Below are 24,661 nucleotides of genomic sequence, written 5' to 3' on the forward strand. Positions count from 1 at the left end.
GCGCATCAGTTCACCTGGGAGGAGCGAACATGGCGTCGGGAAAAATCTTGGTGGCACAGGGAGGCGGGCCGACCGCCGTCATCAACCAGTCGCTGGCGGGCGTGGTGCTGGAGGCGCGCCGCTTCCGCGACGTCACGCGGGTGTATGGCGCGCTGCACGGCGTGCGCGGCATCGTCAACGAGGATCTGGTCGACCTCACCCGCGAGACCAGCCACAACCTCGAGCTGGTGGCGGCCACGCCCTCCTCCGCGCTCGGCTCCACGCGCGACAAGCCGGACGAGGCGTATTGCCAGGAGATCTTCAAGGTGCTGCAGGCGCACCAGATCGAGCAGTTTTACTACATCGGCGGCAACGATTCGTCGGACACCGTGCGCATCGTCAGCGAGCAGGCGCAGGCGGCCAATTACGCGCTGCGCTGCATGCACATCCCCAAGACCATTGACAATGACCTGGTGGGTAACGACCACACGCCCGGTTTCCCGTCGGCGGCGCGCTTCGTGGCGCAGGCCTTCGCCGGCGCCAACCTGGACAACGCCTCGCTGCCGGGCGTGTACGTGGGCGTGGTGATGGGCCGCCACGCCGGCTTCCTGACCGCCGCCGCCGCGCTCGGCAAGAAATTCCCGGACGACGGTCCGCACCTGATCTACCTGCCGGAGCGTGTGTTTTCTCTTGAACAGTTCCTGGCCGATGTGAAGGCGGTGTACGAGCGTTACGGCCGCTGCGTGATCGCGGTCTCGGAAGGCATCCACGATGCCAGCGGCGAAGCGATCGCCTCCTTGCTGGCGAAAGAAGTGGAGCGCGACGCCCACGGCAACGTGCAGCTGTCCGGCACCGGCGCGCTGGCCGACCTGCTGTGCGACGAGATCAAGGCCAGGCTCGGCATCAAGCGCGTGCGCGGCGATACGTTCGGGTACTTGCAGCGCTCCTTCATCGGCTGCGTGTCGGACGTGGACCAGCGCGAAGCGCGCGAGGTGGGCGAGAAGGCGGTGCAGTTCGCCATGTGGGGCGACCGCGACGGCTCGGTGGCAATCAAGCGCACCGGCTTCTACTCGGTCGACTACGAACTGCTGCCGCTGAGCGCGGTGGCCGGCAAGACGCGCGTGATGGAGGACGAATTCATCGCCGCCAACGGCACCGACGTCACCGACGCCTTCCGCATGTACCTGCGTCCCCTGCTCGGCTCCGGCCTGCCCGACGCATTCCGCCTGCGTCCGGCGCCGGTGGAGAAAATCCTCAAGCGCTGATTTACCGTGCTTTACAGCGCCTTGACCGCGGCTAACAGATGGGCGCAAGATAATGGCAGCTCATTGTTATCAGGGGATTTGCATGAAGTTGATGAAACACTGGATGCTGTGCGCGGCCCTGGCCGCCTGCGCGGCGGGCGCCTCGGCGCAAAATGGTCCGCGTCCGGACGGCCAGCGTGGGGATGGCCCGCCGCCAGGTCCGCCGCCGGAAGCCATCGCCGCCTGCAAGGGCAAGGCCGAAGGCGCCAAGGCCGAATTCAAAGGCCGCCGCGGGGAAACCGTCAAAGGCACCTGCAAGAAATTGCGCGAAGCCTTCGCCGTCCTGCCGGACGGCGCCCCGCCACCGCCACCTCCGCCGCAGGATCGCAAATAAAAAAAGCGGACCATCAAGGTCCGCTTTTTCATTCAGCCATCGCCAGTTACACGACGATGGTCTGGTGCTCGTCGCCCACGCGGGCGCGGATCTTGCCGATGGTGTAGACGGTCTCGCCGGCCGCTTCCAGCTGGGCCTTGGCCGCCGCCGCGTTGTCCGCCGAGACGATCACGGTCATGCCGATGCCACAGTTGAACACGCGGTGCATCTCGGCATCGGCCACGCCACCGTGCTGTTGCAGCCACTGGAACAGTGGCGGCAGGGTCCACGACTTCGAGTCCAGCTCGGCCACCAGGCCAGGCTGCAGCACGCGTGGAATGTTTTCCACCAGGCCGCCGCCGGTGATGTGCACCATGCCTTTGACTTCAATCGACTCCATCAGCGCCAGCAGCGGCTTGACGTAGATGCGGGTCGGCGCCATCAGCACGTCGGCCAGCGGACGGCCGTGGAAGTCGCCCTGCAGATCCGGCTTGGACACTTCAATGATCTTGCGCACCAGCGAGTAACCGTTCGAGTGCACGCCCGACGAGGCCAGGCCCAGCACCACATCGCCCGGCGCGATCTTGGTGCCGTCGATGATTTTCGATTTTTCCACCGCGCCCACCGCGAAACCGGCCAGGTCGTACTCGCCGTCCGGGTACATCGATGGCATCTCGGCGGTTTCGCCGCCGATCAGCGCGCAGCCGGCCTGCTCGCAACCCTGGGCGATGCCCTTGATCACGTTGGCGGCGGTCGCCACGTCCAGCTTGCCGCAGGCGAAGTAGTCGAGGAAGAACAGCGGCTCAGCGCCCTGCACCAGGATGTCGTTCACGCTCATGGCCACCAGGTCGATGCCGACGGTGTCGTGGCGGTTCAGCTCAAACGCCAGCTTCAGCTTGGTGCCTACGCCGTCCGTGCCGGACACCAGCACAGGCTCCTTGTACTTTTTGCTGATCTCGAACATCGCACCGAAACCGCCCAAGCCGGCCAGCACGCCTTCGCGCATGGTGCGCTTGGCGTACGGCTTGATTGCTTCGACTAAGGCATCACCGGCGTCGATATCGACGCCGGCGTCACGGTAGGACAGGGAAACATTAGTAGTTTGGCTCATGGTGTATTTCGCAGCGGAGGCGGTAAAATAGAAGGCGGAGACCGATTTCGTGACAAAAACGCACGAAAATATGCAATAAAACCCGGTCAATCCGCTATTTTATCAAAATTGCCCCGTCCAACCGCCTTTTTAACCATCGAATTCATCCCCCATGCCATTTCCCCTCACGGTAGAGCAAAAGCAAACGGCATTCTGGTTGGCGGTCTGGGCTGCGTTCTTCTTCCTGCTGGTGACGCTGGGGCCGGTGCTGACGCCCTTCCTGGCCGCCGCCATCTTCGCTTACGCCCTCAATCCCGGTGTCGACCGCCTGGACCGCATCCGCTTCGGCCGCCGCCTGACCATGCCGCGCGCGCTGTCGGTGCTGATCGTGGTGACGCTGTTCTTCGCCGCCATCACCGCGCTGGTGCTGATCGTGGTGCCGGTGCTGCAGAAGGAAATCCCGCTGCTGCAGGCGCAGATCCCGGCCTTTCTGGTCAAGATCAACGACCTGCTGGCGCCAAGGCTGCGCGACCTCGGCCTGAACGTGCGGCTGGACAGCGCCGGCATCAAGCAGCTGGCCTCCGACCAGCTGGCCGCCTCCGGCGACGCCATCTGGGCCGCCGTGCTGAATTCCGCCCGCGTCGGCGGCACCGCCGTGCTGGGCTGGCTGGCCACCGTGGTGCTGGTGCCGGTGGTGCTGTTCTACCTGCTGCTGGACTGGCACGCCATGCTGGCGCGCATCGCCAACTGCGTGCCGCGCCGCTACATCGTGGCCACCATGGGCATGGCCAACGAGGTCGACACCCTGCTGGCCCAGTACCTGCGCGGCCAGCTGCTGGTGATGCTGGTGCTGGCGATTTACTACTCGGTGGCGCTGGCCATCGCCGGCTTCGACGTCGCCCTGCCGGTCGGCATCCTGACCGGCCTGCTGGTGTTCATCCCCTACCTGGGCTTCGGCCTGGGGCTGGTGCTGGCGCTGATTTCGGCGGTGCTGCAATTCACCGACTTCAGCGGCCTGATCGCTGTGGCCGTGATCTACGGCTTCGGCCAGGTGCTGGAGGGCTTCTTCCTGACCCCGCGCCTGGTGGGGGAGCGCATCGGCCTCAACCCGCTGGCCGTGATCTTCGCCCTGCTGGCCTTCGGCCAGCTGTTCGGCTTCGTCGGCGTGCTGCTGGCCCTGCCCGCGTCGGCGGTGCTGATGGTGGCGTTTAAGCACCTGCGCCGCCACTATCTGAGCAGCAGCTTTTATAATGCATGATGTGAAACAAAAAAACGTTATGCAAAAGACCACAAGGCGAACGCCATGAAACAGCTGGTGCTCGATTTAGGCGCGGAACCCACGCACAGCCTCGCATCGTTCGAGGTAGGACAGAACGCCGAGGCGGCGGCGCTGATGCGGCAGTTCGCCAGCCGCACGTCGCGCGAGCATTTCGCCTACCTGTGGGGCGCGGTCGGCGTCGGCAAATCGCACTTGCTCAAGGCGCTGGCCAGCGCCGGCAGCGAGGAAGACCAGCTGCGCGCGCGCTATATCTCGCCGTTCTCGATCGAGTCGGAATTCGTCTACTCGCCGGACGTGGACCTGTACCTGCTGGACGACTGCGAGAAGCTGTCGCCGGTGGCGCAGATCGACGCCTTCGCCCTGTTCAATGAAATCCGCGCCAACAACGCCTTCATGGTCTGCAGCGGCAACGTGGCGCCGGCCGTGCTGCCGGTGCGCGAGGACCTGCGCACGCGCATGGGCTGGGGCCTGATCTACCAGATCCACGGCCTGACCGACGACGAGAAGAGCGCCGCCCTGGCGGCGGCGGCGGCGGCGCGCGGCTTGACGCTGTCGGCCGGCGTGATACCCTACTTGCTGTCTCACTTCCAGCGCGACATGCGGTCGCTGTCGACCATCCTCGATTCGCTGGACCAGTATTCCCTTGAAACCCAACGCCCCATCACTCTGCCGCTGCTGCGCGAGTGGCTGCAGGCGGAAGCGAAAGAATAATGAAACTCGCCCTTTTTGACCTCGACCACACCCTGCTGCCGATCGACTCCGACTTCGAATGGGGTCAGTTTTTGGTGCGCATCGGCGCCGTGGACGCCGCCGAATTCGACCGCCGCAACCGCGAGTTCTTCGCCCAATACCAGGCCGGCACGCTCGATCCGGTAGAATACCTGGAGTTCGCGCTGGGTACCCTGGCCGGCTTCCCGCGTGCGAAGCTGGAGGCGATGCAGGCCCAGTACATGGCCGAAGTGATCGAACCGGCCCTGCGCCCAGCGGCGCGCGCGCTGCTGCAAAAGCACCTGGACGCCGGCGACCTGGTGGCCATCGTCACCGCCACCAATCACTTCGTGACGGCGCCGATCGCCAAGGCGCTGGGCGTGGAGCACCTGATCGCGGCCATGCCGGAAGTGGACGCCGAGGGCAACCTGACCGGCAAGCTGCTGGGCACCCCGACCCAGGGCGCGGGCAAGATCGTCCACACCAAGGCGTGGCTGGAAAAAATGGGCAAGAAGCTGGAGGACTTTGAGACCGTCCACTTCTACAGCGATTCGCACAACGATTTGCCGCTGATGTCCATCGTCAGCCATCCGGTGGCGACCAACCCCAATGAAAAACTGAAAACGCACGCCGCCGCCAACGGCTGGCAATTAATTGAGCTGTTCAATGATTAAGAAACTGATCCGCAAAATCCTCGGCACCAAGAGTAAAGCGGCCCGCGACGCAAACACGCCGGTGGTGCTGGGGCCAGAAGCCCACGGCATCGACCCGCGCCTGCTGTCCAACAACGCCATCCGCGTCACCAGCACGCTGCAGGAAGCTGGCTACGAAGCCTTCGTGGTGGGCGGCGCGGTGCGCGACCTGCTGCTGGGCGTGAAGCCGAAAGACTTCGACATCGCCACCAACGCCACGCCGGAGCAGGTCAAGCGCCTGTTCCGCCGCGCCTTCATCATCGGCAAGCGCTTCCAGATCGTGCACGTCATGTTCGGCAACGACCTGCTGGAAGTGACCACCTTCCGCGGCACCACCTCGGCCAACGCGCCCAAGGATGAACACGGCCGCGTTTTGCGCGACAACACCTTCGGCTCGCAGGCGGAAGACGCGGAGCGCCGCGACTTCACCATCAACGCCATGTACTACAACCCGGCCAACCAGCAGGTGCTGGACTACCACGGCGGCATCGAGGACATCCGCGCCAAAACGCTGCGCATCATCGGCAAGCCGGAAGAGCGCTACCGCGAAGACCCGGTGCGCATGCTGCGCGTGGTGCGCTTCGCCGCCAAGCTGAAATTCTCCATCGAGCCGGAAACCGGCGCGCCGATCAAGGTCATGGCGCCGCTGATCAACAACGTGCCGGCCGCGCGCGTGTTCGACGAAATGCTCAAGCTCCTGATGAGCGGCCACGCGCTGGCCTGCCTGCAGCAGCTGCGCAAGGAAGGCCTGCATCACGGCCTGTTGCCGCTGCTGGACGTGGTGCTGGAACAGCCGATGGGCTTCAAGTTCGTGACGCTGGCGCTGGATTCGACCGACGCCCGCATCCATGCCGGCAAGACCGTGTCGCCCGGCTTCCTGTTTGCCTCGCTGCTGTGGCATCAGGTGCTGGAGAAGTGGGAAGCCTACCGCGCGGCCGGCGAACAGACCATTCCGGCGCTGCACCTGGCGGCCGACGACGTGCTCGATTCGCAGACCGAGAAGTTGGCCTTGCAGCGCAAGATCGGCTCCGACATGCGCGACATCTGGGCCATGCAGCCGCGCTTCGAGCGCCGCACCGGCAAGGCGCCGCACAAGCTGCTGGAACACCAGCGCTTCCGCGCCGGCTACGACTTCCTGCTGCTGCGCTGCGCCTCGGGCGAGATCGACGCCGAGATCGGCGAATGGTGGACCGCCTTCTACGAAAGCGACGAAGCCTCGCGCGAGGACTTGATTTCCTCGGCCAGCCAGACGTCCGGCGGCGGCAACGGCGGCGCGGGTGGAGCCAAGCGCAAGCGCGGCCCGCGCCGTGGCGGCCGTAACCGCAATCGCGGCGGCGAAGGCGCCGGCGCGGACAACGCTGCGCCAGCGCACGACGGCGGCGCCGACTGAGCAACGCCCATCGGCCCATCGCGTCATGAACACCGCCATCACAGCGGGCCTTGCGCCCGCCACGCCGCAGGATGAGAAGGCGCCGTTCGCCTTCACCCTCGCCTACATCGGCATCGGCGCCAATCTGGGCGATGCGCGCGCCAACGTGCTGGATGCGCTGGACCGCCTGCAACGCCAGCCGGGCTGCACCCTGATGGCCGCATCGCGGCTGTACCGCACCGCCCCCATCGATTCCAGCGGCGACGACTACATCAACGCCGTCGCCCGCATCGCCACCACGCTGGACGCGGAAGTCCTGCTGCAAGCACTGCAAGCCATCGAACAGGCGCACGGCCGCGAACGGCCTTACCGCAACGCCCCGCGCACGCTCGACCTGGATCTGCTACTGTATGGCGACGCCACCATCAACAGCCCCACGCTGACGGTGCCGCACCCGCGCATGACCGAGCGCGCGTTCGTGCTGGTGCCGCTGCTGGAACTGGCGCCATCGATTCATATTCCCGGCCATGGCGCGGCGTCGCAGTATGCCGCCGGCGTGGCCGGTCAGGGCATCAGCCCGATTTAATCAGTAAAGGATTTACCATGTCTGGATACCTGCAAGGAAACGAACTGGCCGCGAGCCAAAAGCCCGCCGACGCCAACGCACCTGCACCGGCCAAAGCGGTCGTATCGAAAGCCGTCACCGTCAACACCCTGGCCACGCTGCGCAACGCCGGCGAGAAGATCACCATGCTGACCTGCTACGACGCCAGCTTCGCCTCGCTGATGGACCGCTGCGGCGTCGAAATCCTGCTGATCGGTGATTCGCTGGGCATGGTGTGCGCCGGTCATCAATCGACACTGCCGGTCACCATGACCGACATCGTCTACCACACCGCCTCCGTGGCGCGCGGCACCAAGAACGCCATGATCGTGGCCGACCTGCCGTTCGGCGCCTACGGCACACCGGAAACGGCGTACGCCAACGCCGTGCTGGCGATGCAGGCCGGCGCGCACATGGTCAAGATCGAAGGCGGCGCATGGCTGGCCGACACCATCAAATTCCTGACCGAGCGCGGCGTGCCGGTGTGCGCCCACCTCGGCCTGACGCCGCAATCGGTGCACCAGCTGGGCGGCTACAAGGTGCAGGGCAAGACCACCGAAAGCGCCGATCTGTTGAAGGCCGACGCGTTGAAGATTCAGGCCGCCGGCGCCTCGATCGTGGTGCTGGAGGCGATTCCTTCGGCGCTGGGCAAGGAAGTGACCGAGCTGCTGTCGATTCCAACCATCGGCATCGGCGCGGGCCCGGACTGCTCGGGCCAGGTGCTGGTGATGCATGACCTGCTAGGCGTCTTCCCGGGCCGCAAAGCGCGCTTCGTGAAAAACTTCATGGAAGGCCAGACCAGCATCGACGCTGCCATCAGCGCCTACGTCACCGCCGTCAAGGACGGCAGCTTCCCGGCATTGGAACACTGCTTCTAAGCCAGCTCATCGAGGCCGGCAAGCAAACGCTCGGCCTCGTCCCACGGCAGCCTCCGGCCGCTATCACGCATCCGCTGATATGCGGCCCGCGCGACATGTGCAGAAATTTTCTGCGTACGGACCATCTCCGTCACCAGCCACAATGTGCCGAACACGTCCACACCTTCACTCTCTGCCGCTGCACGTAAATCTCTGTCACCAGTGAGCAAGGGGCAAGCTTCGCTCGCGGCCAGCACCAACGCAAACAAATCATTACGACTCGGGCGGCGATAGCGTTGCGACAAAACTTCTACTATGGCGACCAATATCAATAAGGACATTCGCATCACTGATAAGAAGCAGCATGGCCGCCTTCCAAGGATCGCAACTTGCGGAAGGCACCAATATGCATACCCATCAATTCTGCTGCCTTGGATTCGCCGATGTAATCCTCAGCCAATGCATGGAAAATCAACTGTTCAAACACGTGCGGTTGCTCTACTGGATAGGCGGCACCGGGTTCCGTTATATGCCACCCTTGCTGCCGGAACACACGTGCCTGTTCATCCCGCCATGCATGTGTGACGATGCCCAGATCACGCGCGCGATACAACACGCCGCTCATGCTCAATCCGAATTCCGCCTTTAACAACGCAAGCTCCTTGAGTTCAATAAAGCTGCGATGCCGCCCAAGCTCCTGCAATGCAGCCTGGCGCGGCAAAAGGAACGCACCTGCGAAACGGTTGCATGCAAGCTCCTCGTCAATCTCCGCTGCCAGGCGATTGGCAAGCATCAGATGCCCAAGCTCATGCGCCATGGTAAAGCGTTGGCGATCCCCGGGCCAATTGCTTGCGACCACAATTACAGGCATGCCATTGACCGAAGCGGCCAGTCCATCGAACTTGGGATCGGCATTGGCATCAATCATGAACACCCGGATGCCGTGCGTCTCCAGCACATCGATTAACTCCCGAATTGGCGCATAGCCGAGCGCCCATGCGTTGCGCACACGTTCAGCCACGCCCTCAATCTGAGCAAGGTCATCTACTTTCTTTGGCAAGCCCTCGACCGGAGCAAAATTCGCCAACGGCGGCACAGGGAACAGTCCTTCAAGCTCGATACTGCGCTCAATCTGGTCAATTACTTCATGCTCAATAGCGTCGAGGCGCTTCTTGGATAATGTCCCGCGCTTGCGATATTCGATGCCATCCAACGCAGCCGTCTCGGGCCGGAAAAAGTATTCTGTACGTACCTGCAAGGCTTGCGCTAGCTTAAGCAGGATTGCAGAATTGGGGATCGCAACTTCGTCCTCGTATTTTTTAATGGCCGCGTGCGATAAGTCGACCTTCGCCGCCAACTCGCGCAGAGAAAGGCCGGCCGCCTTACGTGCCCGGTAGAGCCGTTTTCCTATCATGATTCCCCCTCGACCGAGCGATTGCGGTTTACATTTTTAGTTATTTTAACTTAATTTGTAAACTTCCGCTTGATATGACTCAAGTGAGTCCGGCCAAACAGTCGTCAAACGCTGACATTAGCTGTGCGGTATCACGAACTGTCGTAGCAGGACAAACCAGCAGCATGTTGTGGAAGGGCGTGATGAGCAGGCCGCGGTTGAGCAGGTAGAGATGGATAGCCTGCTCCAGTTCACTGTCCATCACGGCCTGCGCTTCTGAGCCGTTGCGTGGCGCTGTTAGGGTGAACTGGAATTCGGTGCGGGCGCCGATTTGCGTGACGCACCAAGGCAGTTGATGCCGCCCGATCACGTCGCGCAGGCCATCGGCCAGTTGTGCCGCCAGCGCGAACATGTGCTGGTAGGCCTGCTCCGTCATCACTTCTTCAAGATTCGCGCGCATCGCGGCCATGGCGAACATATTCGCGCTGAGCGTGGTGCCGATGCCGGAATGTCCCGGCGGTGCGCTGCGCTTGGCGCGCTCCACGCGGCGCGCCAGTTCCTCCGTAAATCCATACACCGCGCAGGGAACGCCGCCGCTGATAGGCTTGCCGATCACCAGCGCGTCCGGCTGCATGCCGTGGGCGCGGGCGTAGCCTCCGGGACCGCTGCTGATGGTGTGGGTTTCATCGATCACCAATAGCGCGCCATGCTGTCTGATGAGCTGCTGCGCGGCGTCCCAAAAGCCCGGCTGCGGCAGCACCATGCCGACGTTGGTCATCACCGGCTCGGCCAGCACGCAGGCGATGTCGCCCTGCTTCAGCGCCGCCTCCAGAGCTGGCAGGTCGTTGAACTCCACTACCACGGTGTGATCCGTCAGCTTGTAGACCTGGCCGAGCAGGCTGTCGCGCTGCGTCGGCACGCCGTTGACCAGATCGACAAATACGTCGTCCACGGTGCCGTGGTAGCAACCATTGAAGACCAGCACCTTGCTCCGTCCTGTCGCCGCGCGCAGCCAGCGCAACACGAAGCGATTGGCATCCGAAGCTGATAACGCGAACTGCCAGCACGGCAAGCCAAAACGCCGCGATAACTCCGCCGCCACCGGGCCAGCGTCTTCCGACGGCAGCATGGCGGTATAGCCGCGCGCGGATTGGCGGGCGATGGCTTGCGCCACCGGCTGCGGTGCGTGACCGAACATGGCGCCGGTGTCGCCCAGGCAGAAGTCGATGTACTCGTGGCTATCCGCATCGCGGAAGCACGCGCCGGCCGCCTCGCGCACGGTCAGAGGGAATGGCGTCGACCAATCATTCATCCAGTGCATCGGCACGCCAAACAGCAGATGCTGCGCGGCCTCTCCCGCCAGCCGCGCGGACTCCGGATTGCGCGCGATGTAGCTGGCGCGTTCGGCTGCCACCAGCGCCTGAACGCGCTGCCAGTTCAATCCCGCTCTCATACGAGCAGCATCAGATGCTCGCGTTCCCACGAGCTGATGACACGGCTGTAGGTGGCGAACTCCAGTTCCTTCACCTCACAGAACGCTTGCACGAACAACTCGCCCAGGATGTCGCTCAGCGGCTTGCACTCGCGCAGGCGCTGGATGGCATCCTCCAGATTGCGCGGCAGCTGGTCGTGCACATGTTCCGCGCTGTCCGACGTCGGCGCGGACGGCTTGAGGCCTTGCGTCATGCCGAGGTAGCCGCAGGCCAGCGTGGCCGCCATCGCCAGGTAGGGATTTACGTCTACGCCAGGCACGCGGTTCTCCACGCGGCGATTGACCGGCGCCGAGTTGGGAATGCGGATGCCGCAGGTGCGGTTGTCGTAGCCCCAATGCACATTGGTCGGCGCCGACATGAAGCGCGACAGGCGACGATAAGAATTCACATGCGGCGCAAACAGCAGCGTCGCCGGCGCGATGTACTTTTCCAGCCCGGCGATGTAGTTGAAGAACAAGTCGCTGGCATCGCCATCCTTGCGCGTGAAGATGTTCTGCCCAGTGGCGGTATCCAGCACGCTCTGGTGAATGTGCATCGCGCTTCCCGGCTCGGTCTCCATCGGCTTGGCCATGAAAGTGGCGAAGATGCCGTGCCTTAAGGCCGTCTCGCGCACTGCGCGCTTGAACAGGAATACGCGGTCCGCCAGCTCCAGCGCCTCGCCGTGGGTGAAGTTGATTTCCATCTGGCCCGCGCCGGCTTCGTGGATCAGCGTTTCGACGCCAAGATCGTGCTGCTTGCAGAACGTCGACAACTCAAGGAAGAAAGGATCGAAGTCGTTCACCGCGTCGATGGAGTAGGACTGGCGGCCAGACTCGGTTTTGCCGCTGCGGCCCAACGGCGGCGCCAGCGGCTCGTGCGGATTGCTGCTGCGGGCCACGAGGTAGAACTCCATTTCCGGCGCCACCACCGGCTGCCAGCCGCGATCCTCGTATAGCCGCAGCACCTTGCGCAGCACGGCGCGCGGCGACAAGCCGACCGGTGAGCCGTCGAAGTTCTGGCAATCGTGGATCACCAGCGCCACATTCTCCGCCGCCCACGGCACCTGGCGCAGCGTGGCGATGTCCGGCACGCAGATCATATCGGGATCGGTAGCGCCGACGTAGGGCGTGTTGTTGGGCTGCTCGCCGTTGACGGTGTTGAGCAGGACGCTTTTGGGCAGCCGCATCTGCCCCTCGTTCAGGAACAGGTCCTTGGGCAGGATTTTTCCGCGCGCGATGCCGGTCATGTCCGCGATGACGCACTCCACCTCGTGGATATTACGTTCGCGTAGAAAGTCCTTCATGGCCTGGCTCATTTACGGTCTCCTGCTCAAAAACGGTTCAGATAGCGCGCGGTTTCCCAAGCGCTGACGTGTTGGCTGTATTCGATCCACTCGGCGCTTTTCAGCGCCGTGAATTCGTGGACGATGGCTGCGCCCAGCGATTCGGTCAGGACAGCATCCGCGCGCAGCGCCTGCGTCGCCGCGCCCAGATTTTGCGGCAGCAGTTGCAATCCGAGTTCGGCGCGCTGTGCGTCGCTCATTTCGTAGACGTCCTGATTGACCGGCGCGCCGGGATCGAGCTGGCGGTCGATGCCATCCAGACCCGCCGCGATCACACCGGCCAATGCAAGGTAGGGATTGGCCGAGCTGTCTGGCAAGCGCCACTCGATGCGCTGATGCACGGTACGCGCCACCACCGTGCGGTTGTTGTCGCCATGGCCGACGAAGGCCGGCGCCCAGCTGGTTCCGGACAGGGATTGTCCGCACATCAGACGCTTGTACGAATTTACGGTGGGCGCGCACAACGCCGTCAACGCCGGCGCGTGGTGCAGCAGGCCGGCGAGGAAATGGTTGACCGGCGCGGTGACCTCGTTGCCGTTGGCATCCGCCAGCGAGAGGTGGAAGTGCAAGCCGCTGCCCGGCCGGTCCGCGAACGGCTTGGGCATCATGGAGAACAGCATGCCCTCTTCTTCCGCGATGTGATGCGCAGCCATTTTGAACAGCATGAAGTTGTCCGCGGCGCGCAGCGCGTCTGCGTAGTGGTAGTTCACCTCAAACTGGCCGGTCGCGTCTTCGTGGTCGATCTGATAGACGCCAAGGCCGCACTCGTTGAGGGAAGTGGTCAGCTTGTCGAGGAAGGAGCGGCGGCGCAGCAGGCTTTTGGTATCGTAGGAGGGTTTTTCCAGCGTGTCGCCGGATTCGGCATCGTAGCCATCCGCGCCTTTCTGCAGCAGGAAGAACTCCGGCTCCAGGCCGGCGTTCAGCGTCCACCCACGCGCCGCCAGACGCGCGACCTGCTTGCGCAACACCTGGCGTGGGCAAGCGTCGAACGGCTCGCCGCCGACGTGGCCATCCAACACCACACGCGCGTAACCGGGCAGCCATGGCATCGGCTGCAAGGTGGTCAGATCGGCGCGGCCATAGTACTCGGAGCGGGGACCGTTGCGCGGCAGGCCTGTGCCCCAGATCGACGGGCCGGAGAAGCCAGCGCCCGGCGAGACGATGTCGCCAAGGTGCGCCAGCGGCACCAGCTTGCCCTTGGCGGCACCATGAATGTCCGTGAACTGGGCGAACACGTAACGCACGCCTTGCGCCGCCAGTTCGCCCTGCAGCTCTTCTACCCTACCTGTATCCATGTGGTCTTCAGTTCCGTGTATTTATCGAACGCGTGCAGCGACTTGTCGCGGCCATTGCCGGACTGCTTGTAGCCGCCGAACGGCACGGTGATGTCGTCGCCGTCATACTGGTTGACGTGCACCGTGCCGGCACGCAGCGCACGCGAAGTCTGAATCGCCTTGCTCAGGTCCGCAGTCCACACGGCCGCGTGCAGGCCGTACTGCGTGGCGTTGGCCTGCCGCACCGCATCCTGCACGTCGGTAAAGCTCAGTACCGATAGCACCGGACCAAAGATCTCTTCGCGGGCGATCTTCATGCTGCTGTCCACCTGATCGAACAACGTCGGCTCGACGTAATAGCCGCCGGTGTCCGTGCGCGCCTGCCTGCCTCCCGCCAGCAAGCGCGCGCCGTCCGCGCGGCCGGATTCGATGTAGCCCATCACCGTTTTCAACTGCGCGGCGTCGACGATGGCCCCCATGACGGTGTTCTCGTCCAGCGGATCGCCGGGCGCGTAGTCCGGCACCTTCGCCAGCGCTTTCTCGATGAAGCGGTCCTTGATCGAAGCCTCGACAAACAAACGCGAAGGCGCGTTGCAGCTCTCTCCCTGGTTGAAGAAGATGGAGCCGATCGCCGCCTCCACCGCCGCATCCAGATCCGGGCAATCCGCACACACGATGTTGGCCGACTTGCCGCCCAACTCCGTCCACGCCCGCTTGAGGTTCGACTGCCCCGCCATCTGCATGATCTGCTTGCCCACGCGGGTGGAGCCGGTAAAGCCGATGCAATCCACGTCCATATGCAGCGCCAGCGCCGCGCCAGCCTCCGCGCCGAAGCCCGGCAGCACATTGAACACGCCAGGCGGCACGCCCGCCTCCAGCGCGATCTCCGCCAGCCGCAGCGCCGTCAGCGGCGACTTCTCGGATGGCTTGAGCACCACGCTGTTCCCGGCCGCCAGCGCAGGCGCGATCTTCCAGGCCGCCATCAGCATCGGGTAATTCCACGGCACGATGGCAGCCACCACACCCACCGGTTCGCGCGTGATCAGCGCCAGGCTGTTGGCCGGCGTCGGGGCAATCTCATCGTAGATCTTGTCGATCGCCTCGCCGTACCAGCGGATGCAGTTGGCTGCGCCGCCCACGTCCACGGTCTGGCTGTATTTGATTGGCTTCCCCATGTCCAGCGTTTCCAGCAGCGCCAGCTCCTGGCCGTACTTCTGCATCAGGTCCGCGAACTTGACCAGCACACGCTTGCGCTGCGCCGGCGACTTGCCGGCCCAGCGGCCATCATCGAACGCCGCACGCGCCGCCGCGACAGCGATATCCACGTCGGCGCCATCGCAGCGCGCCACCATACCCAGCTTGCGCCCGTCGATGGGCGACAGGTTCTCAAACTGCTGTTCCGATTTGGCCCACACCCGCTCACCGCCGATGAAGGCGCGGCCGTCAGCTTGCAGCGCGGCGGCTTTCTCGTGCCATGTCGTCATAGTCGTCTCCTTACAGCCAGCCGCGTTCCTTCACATCGGCGTAGGTCAGATCGAGGCAGTGGCGGATCAACGCCAGCATTTCATCGATCTGCGCCGTCGTCAGAACCAGCGGTGGTGCGATGATCATGCGGTCACCGACGGCGCGCATGATCATTCCGTTGTTGAACATGTAGCCGCGGCAAACCATGCCGACAGCCAGCGATTCGTCGAACGCCACATTCTCATGCACGGTGGCGCCCTTGCTGCGCACCAGATTCAGCCCGGCTACGAAGCCGCAGCTGTTGGCGTAGCCAACCAGCGGGTGATCCGCCAGTTCGGCAAAGCGCTGTTTCAGATAAGGCCCGGTTTCCTGCGCCACGCGCTCGATCAGCTTTTCGTCCTCGATGATGCGGATGTTTTCCAGCGCCGCCGCACACGCCACCGGATGGCCGGAATAGGTGAAGCCGTGATTGAATTCGCCGCCCTGCTCGATCAGCACCTTGGCCACACGGTCGCCCACCAGCACGCCGCCAAGCGGCACATAGCCCGAGGTCACGCCCTTGGCAAAGGTAATCAGGTCCGGCTTGATGCCAAACAGCTCGGACGCAAACCAGCGCCCCACGCGGCCGAAGCCGCAGATCACTTCATCGGCAATCAGCAGGATGCCGTACTTGTCGCAAATGCGCTGGATCTCCGGCCAGTAGGTGGATGGCGGAATGATCACGCCGCCCGCACCCTGTATCGGCTCACCGATGAACGCCGCCACTTTCTCCGGTCCGACTTCCAGTATTTTCTTCTCCAGCCACGACGCGGCCTCGATGCCGAATGCCTCTTCCGTCATCCCTTGTCCGGACTCCAGATAGTTCGGCTGACCGATGTGCACAATGCCCGGTATCGGCAGGCCGCCCTGTTCGTGCATGCCCGACATGCCGCCCAGCGATGCGCCGGCCATGGTGCTGCCGTGGTAGGCGTTGTGACGGCTGATGATGGTGTGACGGTCCTTGTAACCCAACACATCCCAGTAGCGGCGTACCATGCGTACATTGGTGTCGTTGCCTTCCGAGCCGGAGCCGGTGAAGTAGACATGATTGAACTGCGGCGGCGAAATCTCCACCAGCTTGGCCGCAAGCCGCACCGCCGGCACATTGGTGGTGTTGAAGAAGCTGTTATAGAAAGGCAGCGTCTCCATCTGCTGGTACACCGCTTCCGAAATGCTGGTGCGGCCATAGCCCACGTTCACGCACCACAGGCCCGACATGCCATCGATGATTTTCTTGCCTTCCGAGTCCCACAGATAGATGCCATTGCCGCGCACCATCACGCGCGCGCCCTTCTCGCCCAGCGCCTTGTGGTCGGTGAACGGATGCATGTAGTGTGCGGTGTCCAGCTTCTGAATCGCACTGGTATCGTAATCGCTCATGGCGGCTCCTTAAACGTGCAGCAGCAGGTGCTCGCGCTCCCACGGGCTGATGACGGTCATGAATTCCTGATGCTCCAGATCCTTGATGGCGGCGTAAACGTCGATGAAGCGGTCGCCCAGCACCGTGCGCAGCTTGTCCTCCGCACGCAGCAGTTGCAGCGCCTGCGGCAGGCCTTGCGGAAGCTCGATCTTCAGGTCGTAGGCGCTGTCCACCGTCATCGGCGTCGGCTCGACCTGGTCGGTCATGCCGAGGTAACCGCAGGCCAGCGTCACCGCCAGCGCCAGGTAGGGATTGGCGTCCGCGCCGATGATCCGGTTCTCCACGCGGCGATCCTGCACGCCGGATTCCGGCACGCGGAAGCCCACGGTGCGATTGTCCATGCCCCACTGGATGTTGATCGGCGCCGCCGTGTGGCGCACGATGCGGCGATAGGAATTCACATATGGCGCCACGATCGCCATGGCGGACGGCATGTAGCGTTGCAAGCCGCCGATGTAGTATTTGAACAGCGGCGAGGCCGAACCATCCTCAGAGCTGAAGATGTTCTTGCCGGTCTTGGCGTCCACCACACTCTGGTGCACGTGCATGGCCGATCCGGGCTCGCCGGCCATCGGCTTGGCCATGAAGGTGGCGTACATGTCGTGCTTGAGCGCCGCTTCGCGCAAGGTGCGCTTGAAGAAGAACACCTTGTCGCCCAAACCGAGAGGATCGCCGTGCAGGAAGTTGATCTCCATCTGGCCGGCGCCGATTTCGTGGATCAGCGTGTCCACGTCCAGGTTCATCATGTCGCAATAATCGTAGATGTCTTCGAACAGCGGATCGAATTCATTCACCGCGTCGATGCTGTAGACCTGGCGGCTGGTCTCCGCGCGGCCGCTGCGGCCGATCGGCGGTTTCAAAGGCAGGTCCGGATCGCTGTTCTTGGCGGTGAGGTAGAACTCCAGTTCCGGCGCCACCACAGGCTTCCAGCCCTTGTCCTCGTACAGCTTGAGCACGCGGCGCAGCACGGAGCGCGGCGCGAAATCGACCAGGCGGCCGTCGGCGAAGTAGCAGTCGTGGATCACCTGCGCGGTGGGGTCCGTGGCCCAGGGCACCATGGTGATGGTGGTGGGGTCGGCCTTCAGGATCATGTCGCGGTCGGTGCTGGAGATGGCGCGGTCGTAGCCGGCATCCTCGGTTGGGTAGTTGCCGGTCACGGTCATGCCGAGCACCGCTTCCGGAATGCGCATGCCGCGCTCCTGCGTGAATTTGCCGCGCGGGAGGATCTTCCCGCGCGCCACGCCGGTCAGGTCAGGCACCAGGCATTCAATCTCTGTGACGTGCTTCTCGTTCAGCCACACGTCCATATCGGTATACGTAAAGTTTTCGCGAATTGCCATTTGCTTCTCTCGTTGTTGTTATCGGGCGGCCTTGTAGGCGCGGCAGGCGTCGCCAAAGGCTCTGAATAATTTGACGGAGTCCGGGTTCTCGGAAAAAAGCCACTCCGGGTGCCACTGTACCGCGAGCGTGAAACCCTTGGCGTCCGCGACGCGGTACGCCTCCACCAGGCCGTCGTCGGCGCGCGCTTCCGCCGCGAGGCCGGGCGCCAGTTGCTTGATGCCTTGTCCGTGCAGCGAGTTGACCATGATCTCGGCGGCTCCGTCGAGGATCTGCGTCATGCGCCCTCCGGGGTCCAGCAGCACGCGGTGCGAAGGCGCGTATTGCTGGTCCAGCGTGTGATCCTTGTTCTCGCGGTGGTCGGCCATGCCGGGCACGTCGTGCACCGCCTGATGCAGCGTGCCGCCCAGCGCCACATTCACTTCCTGGAAGCCGCGGCAGATTGCCAGCAGCGGGATGCCGCGCTTGATGGCGGCACGGATCAGCGGCAGCGTGGTGGCGTCGCGCGCCGCGTCCCGCGGCAACGATGGGTCCTGCACTTCTTCGCCATACAGGCCGGCGTCGACGTTGGAGGGAGAGCCGGTCAGCATCACGCCGTCGGCCAATGCCAGCAGCGCCTCAAAGTCGGTGGCCGCGCCGAGCGCGGGCACGATCAGCGGGGTGCAGCGCGCGCCGTCGGCCACGGCGGCCACGTATTTGAACTGCGCGGTGTGAGACAGGTGCGGGCCAATCTGGTTGACGCACGCGGGAACCAAAACGACAGGGCTACGCATAGAAGCTTTCATCTATTTGATTTAACTAAATGATATGCCTATTTTGGTATTATTGTGAGCACCACTTTTTGATATTTGATAGAACCACTTTCCAGATGTCCCCGACTTCCGACCTGCTGGCCACCGCACTGGCGCAATCCGGCTTCCATCCCCGCCTTCCCCAGCAGCGCAGGCTATACGAGGCGGCCAAGGCCGCGATCCATCAGCAACGGCTCGCGGCGGGCAGCAAACTGCCATCCAGCCGTGATCTGGCGCGGGATCTGGGCATCGCGCGCAATACCGTGATCGCGGCGTTTGAGCAGTTGGCGGCGGAAGGTTATGTGGTCAGCACCAAGGGCAGCGGCACTTATGTGGCCGATTTGCAGGCCCACAGCGCCTCGATGCGGGGTGTTGGCGCCGCGCCACAGGGCAAGCCCGTCACGCGCACCCACGGCGCCGCAGCGAGCGGCACGACGGCCGTCGCGCGGCCTGCGCGTCTGTCGCGGCGCGGGCAGGAGCTGGCCAGCTACGCGGCGGGGCCGCAATTCGAAATCCAGCCGTTCGCGCCGGGCGAGCCGGATTTCTCATCGTTCCCGTTCAAGCTGTGGCAGCGGCTGCAGAACCGCATCTGGCGCGAGGCGCGCAACGACCTGCTGGACTACGGCCAGTCCGGCGGCCACCTGCCGCTGCGCCAGGCCATCACTGAATACCTGCGCATCTCGCGCTCGGTGAAGGTGGAGGTGGAACAAGTGCTGATCACCGCCGGCACGCAGCAATCGCTGGACCTGTGCGCGCAGTTGCTGGCCGATGCCGGCGACACCGCATGGGTGGAGGACCCCTGCTACTGGGGCGCGCGGCGCGTGTTCCAGGCGCGCGAGTTGAAGCTGCGCCCGATCACCGTCGACAGCGACGGCATGGCGCTGGACGAGGCGGACCTGGCCACCAGGCCGCGCCTGATCTACGTCACGCCATCGCACCAGTACCCGACCGGCGCGGTGATGAGCCTCACGCGCCGCCGCGATCTGCTGGAGGTGGCCGTGCGCAAGGACGCCTGGATACTGGAAGACGATTACGACAGCGAATTCCGCTACACCGGCCGCCCGCTGGCCGCGCTGCAAGGCCTGGACAACGATGACCGTGTGCTCTACATGGGCACCTTCTCCAAGGTGCTCTATCCCGGCATCAAGGTCGGCTATCTGGTGGTGCCACCGGCGCTGATCGACGCCTTCCGCAGCGCGCTGTACGACTTGCAGCGCCCCGGCCAGTTGACCGTGCAGGCCACGCTGACCGACTTCATCACACTCGGCCACTTCACCACCCATGTGCGCAAGATCCGCCAGACCTACGGCGCACGGCGCGAGCTGCTGCGTCATTTGCTGGCGCGGCAGCTGCCACGCAACGTCAGCATCTCGAAAGAAGAATCGGGCCTGCACCTGGTGGTCGAACTGCCGGACAGCGTGGACGACGTGGCGCTGGCGCAGCGCGCCGCCGCGTTGAGCATTTCGGTCAAGGCGCTGTCCACCTACTACCTCAAGCCGCAGGTGCGGCGTGGGCTGCTGGTCGGCTACGCCTACTGCACGCCCGAGCAAATCACCGACTACGGCCGCCAGTTGGGCGCCGTCATCTCCGGCGCCGCGTTGGACAGGGATTAGCCTTTGGCCGCGGCCGCCAGCTGTTTGGAGCGCAGGCGCTCGGCGCGGGCGATGTAAAGGCTCGATGCGATTACACCAATCGAGACCACCAGGATCGTCAGCGCCGCCACCGCGTTCACGCGCGGGTCGAGGCCCAGGCGCGCACGCGAGAAGATCACGATCGGCATGGTCGACGAGCCGGGGCCGGACAGGAAGGCCGACAGCACCACGTCATCCAGCGACAGCGTAAACGTCAGCAGCCACGCCGAACCCAGTGCCTGCTTGATGTTCGGCAGCGTCACCAGGAAGAACACCTGGAACGGACGGCAGCCCAGATCCATCGCCGCTTCCTCCAGCGATTTGTTCATTTCCTGCAGCCGCGATTGCACCACCACCGTCGCATAGGCCATGCCCAGCAAGGTGTGGCCGAGCCAGATGGTCACAAGGCCGCGCTCGGGGAAGCCGAACATCTTCTGCACCGACACCAGCATCAGCAGCAGCGACAGGCCGATGATCACCTCCGGCATCACCAGCGGCGCGCTCACCATGCCGGTGAACAGCGTGCGGCCGGTAAAGCGCTGGTAGCGGTCCAGCACAAACGCCGCAAAGGTGCCGAGGATGACCGAGCCGCAGGCCGTCAGCAGCGCGATGCGCAAGGACAGCCCGAAGCCGCTGATGATCTCCGCGTCGTTCAGCAGTGCCGCATACCACTGCAGCGAGAAGCCGCTCCACACCATGTCCTGGCGCGAGCTGTTAAACGAGAACACCACCAACACCACGATCGGGATGTACAGGAACAGATAACCGAGCGACAGCCAGCCGCGCCCGAACCAGCGATGCAGGAACTGCGTCATTTGCGCGCCTCCTGTTCCGCCTGATATTTATTGAAGATCGCCATCGGCACAAGAATCAGCAGAATCACCACCACCGTCACCGAGGACGCCAGCGGCCAATCGTTATTGGTAAAGAATTCGTCCCACAGCTGGCGGCCGATCATCAGCGTTTCGGGGCCGCCCAGCAGTTCCGGAATCACGTACTCGCCCACCGCCGGGATGAACACCAGCATGGTACCGGCGATGATGCCCGACTTCGACAGCGGCACCGTCACGCGCCAGAAGGTCTGCCACGGCGTCGCCCCCAGGTCGGCGGCCGCCTCGATGAAGCGCACGTCCATTTTCACCAGGTTGGCGTACAGCGGCAGGATCATGAACGGCAAATACGCATATACCATGCCGATGATCAGCGAAAACTTGGTGTTCATCAGGTGCAGCGGCTCGGAGATCATGCCGATGTCGATCAGGAAGCTGTTGAGGATACCGTTGTTGGCCAGGATGCCCTTCCACGCGTAGATACGCAGCAGGAAGGAGGTCCAGAACGGCATCATCACCAGCATCAGCAGCACCGGCCGCACGGCCGGCTTGGCGCGCGCCATGAAGTAGGCGAACGGGTAGCCGATGATCAGGCACAGCGCCGCCGTGATCGCGGCGAACTTGATCGAGTTCAGATAGGTGATCGCATACAGCTCGTCCTGCGCGATGTACAGGTAGTTGGCGATCTTGATCTTCAGCGTGATCACGCCGTCCACCACCGTCATCAGGGTGCCGAACGGGCTGCCGTCGCCGGAATCCAGATCGGTAAAGCTGATGCGCAGGACGATCAGGAACGGGATCAGGAAGGCAAACGTCAGCCACAGGAACGGCACGGCGATGACCGTGGAGCGCCCCGGATGCTTGAACAGGTTCTTGAGGAAGTTCATGTGCGCCCTGCCTTAGCTGGTCAGCACGACGACGTCGGCGCCGTCCCACCAGGCATACACGCGCTGGTCGCGCTTGAGCGCCGCGTCGTCATGGCGCGCCACGTTGGTGCGCGACGCCTTGAGCACCATGCCGCTGTCCAGCGTGATGTGGTAGCTGGTCTCGTTGCCGAAGTAGGAAATGCCGGTGATGACGCCCTGCACGCAGTTGTAGCCATGTTCGGCCGCCTTGGCGCGCTGCTCCTGCGTTGGCGCCTCCGCCTGCACGGCGATTTTCTCGGGACGCACCGCCACCGACACCGGCATGCCCATGGTGCCGGTGATGCCGTGGGTGACGTAATGCTTGCCTTCCGGCGTATCGATGATGACGTGGTCCGCCTCATCTTCCGCCACGCTGCCATTGAACAGGTTCACGCTGCCGATGAAGTCCGCCACGAAGCGGCAGTTCGGCGTTTCGTAGATTTCGTCCGGCGCGCCAACCTGCAGGATGCGGCCCGCGCTCATCACGGCAATGCGGGTGGCCATGCTCATGGCCTCGTCCTGGTCGTGGGTGACCATCACGCAGGTCACGCCCACTTCCTCGATGATGCTGACCAGTTCCATTTGCGTGCGCTCGCGCAGCTTCTTATCCAGCGCGCCCAGCGGCTCATCCAGCAGCAGCAACTGCGGACGCTTGGCCAGCGAACGCGCCAGCGCCACGCGCTGTTGCTGGCCACCGGACAGCTGGTGCGGCTTGCGCTTGGCATAGTCGTTCAACTGCACCAGCGACAGCATCTTTTCCACGCGCGCGGCGATTTCGTCCTTCGGCAGGCCGTCGCGGCGCAGGCCGAAGGCGATGTTGTCCCACACCGACAGGTGCGGGAACAGCGCGTACGACTGGAACATCATGTTGATGGGGCGCTGGTACGGCGGCACGCTGACAATGTCTTGTCCGGCCAGCGTGATGGTGCCGGAAGTCGGCGTTTCAAAGCCGGCCAGCATGCGCAACAGGGTCGACTTGCCGCAGCCCGAGCTGCCCAGCAGTGCGAAGATTTCGCCCTTGTTGATCGCAACCGATACGTCATTGACAGCACGGACGCCATCGAATTCCTTCACCAGGTTCTTGATCAGGAGGAAAGGTTCAGCAGCTCGCTCTATGGTCATGTTGTTAGAAAATTAAAAGGATATTGGCCAAACCTGTGATTATAAAGGCAGCGCTCAAACATGCAGCAATAAGTGTTCCCGCTCCCACGGGCTGATGACGGTCATGAACTCCTGGTGCTCCAGTTCCTTGATGGCCGTGTAGACGTCGACGAAGCGCTCGCCCAGCACATCGCGCAGGCGGTCCTCCTGCCGCATCAGCGCCAGCGCCTGCGGAAGGCCTTGCGGCAGCTCGTACACATGGTCGTAGGCGCTGCCGATGTACATCGGCGTCGGTTCCAGCTGGTCGATCATGCCCAGATAGCCGCAGGCCAGCGTCACCGCCATCGCCAGGTAGGGATTGGCATCGGCGCCGATGATGCGGTTCTCCACCCGCCGCTGCTCCACGCCGGAGATGGGAATGCGGAAGCCCACGGTGCGGTTGTCCATGCCCCACTGGATGTTGATCGGCGCCGCCGTGTGGCGCACGATGCGGCGGTACGAGTTCACATACGGCGCGAGAATCGCCATCGCGGCCGGCGTGTAGCGCTGCAAGCCGCCGATGTAATGGCGGAAGTGCGGCGACGGCGAGCCGTCCGGCATATTAAAGATGTTGCGGCCGGTGGCGACGTCGCTCACGCTCTGATGCACGTGCATGGCCGATCCGGGTTCGCCTGCCATCGGCTTGGCCATGAAGGTGGCGTACATGTCGTGCTTGAGCGCCGCCTCGCGCAAGGTGCGCTTGAAGTAGAACACATTGTCGGCCAGCGCCATGGCGTCGCCATGCTGGAAGTTGAGGCCCATCTGGCCGGCGCCGGTTTCGTGGATCAGCGTGTCCACGTCGAGATTCATCAGCGCGCAGTAATCGTAGATGTCCTCGAACAGAGGATCGAATTCGTTGACGGCGTCGATGCTGTAGACCTGGCGCGTGGTCTCGGAGCGGCCGCTGCGCCCCACCGGCGCTTTCAATGGCAGGTCGGGGTCGATATTTTTCTCGGTGAGGTAGAACTCCAGCTCCGGCCCGACGATCGGCTTCCAGCCCTTATCGGCATACAGTTTCAGCACGCGACGCAGCACGGAGCGCGGCGCGAAGTCGACCAGCGTGCCGTCGGCGAAGTAGCAGTCATGGATCACCTGCGCGGTCGGGTCGATGGCCCATGGCACGGTGGTGATGCTGCCGGGGTCCGCGCGCAGGATCATGTCGCGGTCGGTGTTGGAGATGGCGCGGTCGTAGGCCGCGTCCTCGGTCGGGTAATTGCCGGTGACGGTCATGCCCAGCACCGCCTCGGGGATGCGCATGCCGCGCTCCTGCGTGAATTTGGCGCGCGGCAGGATCTTCCCGCGCGCCACGCCCGTCAGGTCGGGCACCAGGCATTCAATCTCGGTGACTCGGTTATCGTTGAGCCACTGGTCCATATCGGCATCGGAAAAGTTTTCACGGATAGACATGAGCGTTCCAGGTTGCGATT

Annotated in this window: 23 protein-coding genes; 9 read left to right on the plus strand and 14 right to left on the minus strand. The window is 63.8% G+C overall.

The annotated features are described in order from the left end of the window. Positions 1-29: 29 nt before the first annotated feature. Both FHW83_RS19405 and FHW83_RS19410 read left to right on the plus strand, forming a co-directional pair. A complete protein-coding gene (locus FHW83_RS19405; RefSeq protein ID WP_176647990.1) occupies positions 30-1,244 on the plus strand; it encodes a 6-phosphofructokinase in 1,215 nt (404 codons plus the stop codon). An 82-nt stretch (positions 1,245-1,326) separates the two neighbouring features. Beyond that, positions 1,327-1,617 (plus strand): hypothetical protein, encoded by a 291-nt coding sequence (locus FHW83_RS19410; RefSeq protein ID WP_229224267.1) that lies wholly within the window; start codon positions 1,327-1,329, stop codon positions 1,615-1,617. 46 nt (positions 1,618-1,663) lie between these two features. Here FHW83_RS19410 and purM read toward each other — a convergent pair whose 3' ends face one another. Beyond that, positions 1,664-2,707 carry a phosphoribosylformylglycinamidine cyclo-ligase gene (gene purM / locus FHW83_RS19415; RefSeq protein ID WP_176647991.1) on the minus strand — a complete coding sequence of 348 codons (1,044 nt, stop codon included), beginning with the start codon at positions 2,705-2,707 and terminating at the stop codon, positions 1,664-1,666. 151 nt (positions 2,708-2,858) lie between these two features. Between purM and FHW83_RS19420 the strand changes: the two genes are divergently transcribed. Genes FHW83_RS19420 through panB form a run of 6 tightly spaced genes read left to right on the plus strand, consistent with a single transcriptional unit; the run spans position 2,859 to position 8,216 of the window. Next, positions 2,859-3,944, plus strand: a complete 1,086-nt coding sequence (locus tag FHW83_RS19420) for an AI-2E family transporter (RefSeq protein ID WP_176647992.1) — start codon at positions 2,859-2,861, stop codon at positions 3,942-3,944. Between the two features lie 45 nt (positions 3,945-3,989). Then, complete coding sequence (gene hda / locus FHW83_RS19425) at positions 3,990-4,676, plus strand: DnaA regulatory inactivator Hda (RefSeq protein ID WP_176647993.1); 687 nt, start codon at positions 3,990-3,992, stop codon at positions 4,674-4,676. Next, positions 4,676-5,347, plus strand: a complete 672-nt coding sequence (locus FHW83_RS19430; protein WP_176647994.1) for an HAD family phosphatase — start codon at positions 4,676-4,678, stop codon at positions 5,345-5,347. Before hda ends, FHW83_RS19430 begins: the two co-directional genes overlap by 1 nt. Further along, positions 5,340-6,755 carry a polynucleotide adenylyltransferase PcnB gene (gene pcnB / locus FHW83_RS19435; RefSeq protein WP_176647995.1) on the plus strand — a complete coding sequence of 472 codons (1,416 nt, stop codon included), beginning with the start codon at positions 5,340-5,342 and terminating at the stop codon, positions 6,753-6,755. The genes FHW83_RS19430 and pcnB overlap by 8 nt, the downstream gene beginning before the upstream one ends. Positions 6,756-6,780: 25 nt before the next feature. Continuing rightward, positions 6,781-7,320, plus strand: coding sequence for a 2-amino-4-hydroxy-6-hydroxymethyldihydropteridine diphosphokinase (folK, locus tag FHW83_RS19440; protein ID WP_176647996.1), 540 nt, complete (start codon positions 6,781-6,783; stop codon positions 7,318-7,320). Between the two features lie 17 nt (positions 7,321-7,337). Next, on the plus strand, positions 7,338-8,216 hold the full coding sequence (gene panB / locus FHW83_RS19445) for a 3-methyl-2-oxobutanoate hydroxymethyltransferase (protein WP_176647997.1): 879 nt from the start codon (positions 7,338-7,340) through the stop codon (positions 8,214-8,216). Here the strand turns inward: panB and FHW83_RS19450 are convergent. The 9 genes from FHW83_RS19450 to FHW83_RS19490 form a co-directional block, all read right to left on the minus strand. Then, positions 8,213-8,536: a DUF3368 domain-containing protein gene (locus FHW83_RS19450; protein WP_218106356.1), complete on the minus strand. Its 324-nt coding sequence runs from the start codon at positions 8,534-8,536 to the stop codon at positions 8,213-8,215. The two genes, panB and FHW83_RS19450, sit on opposite strands and share 4 nt — an antisense overlap. A gap of 5 nt (positions 8,537-8,541) precedes the next feature. After that, entirely contained in the window at positions 8,542-9,609 is a 1,068-nt protein-coding gene (locus tag FHW83_RS19455) for an XRE family transcriptional regulator (protein ID WP_176647999.1), read from the minus strand. Positions 9,610-9,688: 79 nt separating this feature from the next. After that, on the minus strand, positions 9,689-11,041 hold the full coding sequence (locus FHW83_RS19460) for an aspartate aminotransferase family protein (protein WP_176648000.1): 1,353 nt from the start codon (positions 11,039-11,041) through the stop codon (positions 9,689-9,691). Next, positions 11,038-12,375, minus strand: a complete 1,338-nt coding sequence (locus FHW83_RS19465; protein ID WP_176648001.1) for a glutamine synthetase family protein — start codon at positions 12,373-12,375, stop codon at positions 11,038-11,040. The genes FHW83_RS19460 and FHW83_RS19465 overlap by 4 nt, the downstream gene beginning before the upstream one ends. A 14-nt stretch (positions 12,376-12,389) precedes the next feature. Next, entirely contained in the window at positions 12,390-13,697 is a 1,308-nt protein-coding gene (gene glnT, locus FHW83_RS19470; RefSeq protein ID WP_176648002.1) for a type III glutamate--ammonia ligase, read from the minus strand. Then, a complete protein-coding gene (locus tag FHW83_RS19475) occupies positions 13,679-15,160 on the minus strand; it encodes an aldehyde dehydrogenase (protein ID WP_176648003.1) in 1,482 nt (493 codons plus the stop codon). Before FHW83_RS19475 ends, glnT begins: the two co-directional genes overlap by 19 nt. Positions 15,161-15,170: 10 nt before the next feature. Next, on the minus strand, positions 15,171-16,559 hold the full coding sequence (locus FHW83_RS19480) for an aspartate aminotransferase family protein (RefSeq protein WP_176648004.1): 1,389 nt from the start codon (positions 16,557-16,559) through the stop codon (positions 15,171-15,173). Between the two features lie 9 nt (positions 16,560-16,568). Further along, entirely contained in the window at positions 16,569-17,939 is a 1,371-nt protein-coding gene (locus FHW83_RS19485) for a glutamine synthetase family protein (protein ID WP_176648005.1), read from the minus strand. A gap of 18 nt (positions 17,940-17,957) precedes the next feature. After that, complete coding sequence (locus tag FHW83_RS19490) at positions 17,958-18,710, minus strand: gamma-glutamyl-gamma-aminobutyrate hydrolase family protein (RefSeq protein WP_176648006.1); 753 nt, start codon at positions 18,708-18,710, stop codon at positions 17,958-17,960. 95 nt (positions 18,711-18,805) lie between these two features. Between FHW83_RS19490 and FHW83_RS19495 the strand changes: the two genes are divergently transcribed. Beyond that, on the plus strand, positions 18,806-20,341 hold the full coding sequence (locus tag FHW83_RS19495) for a PLP-dependent aminotransferase family protein (protein WP_176648007.1): 1,536 nt from the start codon (positions 18,806-18,808) through the stop codon (positions 20,339-20,341). On the opposite strand, the gene FHW83_RS19500 is transcribed toward FHW83_RS19495, so the two are convergent. From FHW83_RS19500 to FHW83_RS19515, 4 genes are read right to left on the minus strand one after another with little or no spacing between them, the layout of a single operon-like run. Beyond that, positions 20,338-21,174 carry an ABC transporter permease gene (locus FHW83_RS19500; protein WP_176648008.1) on the minus strand — a complete coding sequence of 279 codons (837 nt, stop codon included), beginning with the start codon at positions 21,172-21,174 and terminating at the stop codon, positions 20,338-20,340. The genes FHW83_RS19495 and FHW83_RS19500 overlap by 4 nt on opposite strands. Further along, positions 21,171-22,076 carry an ABC transporter permease subunit gene (locus FHW83_RS19505; protein ID WP_176648009.1) on the minus strand — a complete coding sequence of 302 codons (906 nt, stop codon included), beginning with the start codon at positions 22,074-22,076 and terminating at the stop codon, positions 21,171-21,173. Before FHW83_RS19505 ends, FHW83_RS19500 begins: the two co-directional genes overlap by 4 nt. A 12-nt stretch (positions 22,077-22,088) precedes the next feature. After that, the gene (locus tag FHW83_RS19510) at positions 22,089-23,216 is read right to left on the minus strand and encodes an ABC transporter ATP-binding protein (protein ID WP_176648010.1); all 1,128 of its coding nucleotides are present in this window, start codon (positions 23,214-23,216) and stop codon (positions 22,089-22,091) included. Positions 23,217-23,270: 54 nt separating this feature from the next. Next, positions 23,271-24,641, minus strand: a complete 1,371-nt coding sequence (locus tag FHW83_RS19515; protein ID WP_176648011.1) for a glutamine synthetase family protein — start codon at positions 24,639-24,641, stop codon at positions 23,271-23,273. Between the last annotated feature and the right edge of the window lie 20 nt (positions 24,642-24,661).

The organism is Duganella sp. SG902 (assembly GCF_013376005.1).
In the GTDB taxonomy this organism is placed as follows: domain Bacteria; phylum Pseudomonadota; class Gammaproteobacteria; order Burkholderiales; family Burkholderiaceae_D; genus Rugamonas.

Bases quoted from the DNA above. Each gene is read 5' to 3' on its own strand.
- FHW83_RS19405 (WP_176647990.1), top strand. From the start codon at position 30: ATGGCGTCGGGAAAAATCTTGGTGGCACAGGGAGGCGGGCCGACCGCC.
- FHW83_RS19410 (WP_229224267.1), top strand. From the start codon at position 1,327: ATGAAGTTGATGAAACACTGGATGCTGTGCGCGGCCCTGGCCGCCTGC.
- purM (WP_176647991.1), bottom strand. From the start codon at position 2,707: ATGAGCCAAACTACTAATGTTTCCCTGTCCTACCGTGACGCCGGCGTC.
- FHW83_RS19420 (WP_176647992.1), top strand. From the start codon at position 2,859: ATGCCATTTCCCCTCACGGTAGAGCAAAAGCAAACGGCATTCTGGTTG.
- hda (WP_176647993.1), top strand. From the start codon at position 3,990: ATGAAACAGCTGGTGCTCGATTTAGGCGCGGAACCCACGCACAGCCTC.
- FHW83_RS19430 (WP_176647994.1), top strand. From the start codon at position 4,676: ATGAAACTCGCCCTTTTTGACCTCGACCACACCCTGCTGCCGATCGAC.
- pcnB (WP_176647995.1), top strand. From the start codon at position 5,340: ATGATTAAGAAACTGATCCGCAAAATCCTCGGCACCAAGAGTAAAGCG.
- folK (WP_176647996.1), top strand. From the start codon at position 6,781: ATGAACACCGCCATCACAGCGGGCCTTGCGCCCGCCACGCCGCAGGAT.
- panB (WP_176647997.1), top strand. From the start codon at position 7,338: ATGTCTGGATACCTGCAAGGAAACGAACTGGCCGCGAGCCAAAAGCCC.
- FHW83_RS19450 (WP_218106356.1), bottom strand. From the start codon at position 8,536: ATGTCCTTATTGATATTGGTCGCCATAGTAGAAGTTTTGTCGCAACGC.
- FHW83_RS19455 (WP_176647999.1), bottom strand. From the start codon at position 9,609: ATGATAGGAAAACGGCTCTACCGGGCACGTAAGGCGGCCGGCCTTTCT.
- FHW83_RS19460 (WP_176648000.1), bottom strand. From the start codon at position 11,041: ATGAGAGCGGGATTGAACTGGCAGCGCGTTCAGGCGCTGGTGGCAGCC.
- FHW83_RS19465 (WP_176648001.1), bottom strand. From the start codon at position 12,375: ATGAGCCAGGCCATGAAGGACTTTCTACGCGAACGTAATATCCACGAG.
- glnT (WP_176648002.1), bottom strand. From the start codon at position 13,697: ATGGATACAGGTAGGGTAGAAGAGCTGCAGGGCGAACTGGCGGCGCAA.
- FHW83_RS19475 (WP_176648003.1), bottom strand. From the start codon at position 15,160: ATGACGACATGGCACGAGAAAGCCGCCGCGCTGCAAGCTGACGGCCGC.
- FHW83_RS19480 (WP_176648004.1), bottom strand. From the start codon at position 16,559: ATGAGCGATTACGATACCAGTGCGATTCAGAAGCTGGACACCGCACAC.
- FHW83_RS19485 (WP_176648005.1), bottom strand. From the start codon at position 17,939: ATGGCAATTCGCGAAAACTTTACGTATACCGATATGGACGTGTGGCTG.
- FHW83_RS19490 (WP_176648006.1), bottom strand. From the start codon at position 18,710: ATGCGTAGCCCTGTCGTTTTGGTTCCCGCGTGCGTCAACCAGATTGGC.
- FHW83_RS19495 (WP_176648007.1), top strand. From the start codon at position 18,806: ATGTCCCCGACTTCCGACCTGCTGGCCACCGCACTGGCGCAATCCGGC.
- FHW83_RS19500 (WP_176648008.1), bottom strand. From the start codon at position 21,174: ATGACGCAGTTCCTGCATCGCTGGTTCGGGCGCGGCTGGCTGTCGCTC.
- FHW83_RS19505 (WP_176648009.1), bottom strand. From the start codon at position 22,076: ATGAACTTCCTCAAGAACCTGTTCAAGCATCCGGGGCGCTCCACGGTC.
- FHW83_RS19510 (WP_176648010.1), bottom strand. From the start codon at position 23,216: ATGACCATAGAGCGAGCTGCTGAACCTTTCCTCCTGATCAAGAACCTG.
- FHW83_RS19515 (WP_176648011.1), bottom strand. From the start codon at position 24,641: ATGTCTATCCGTGAAAACTTTTCCGATGCCGATATGGACCAGTGGCTC.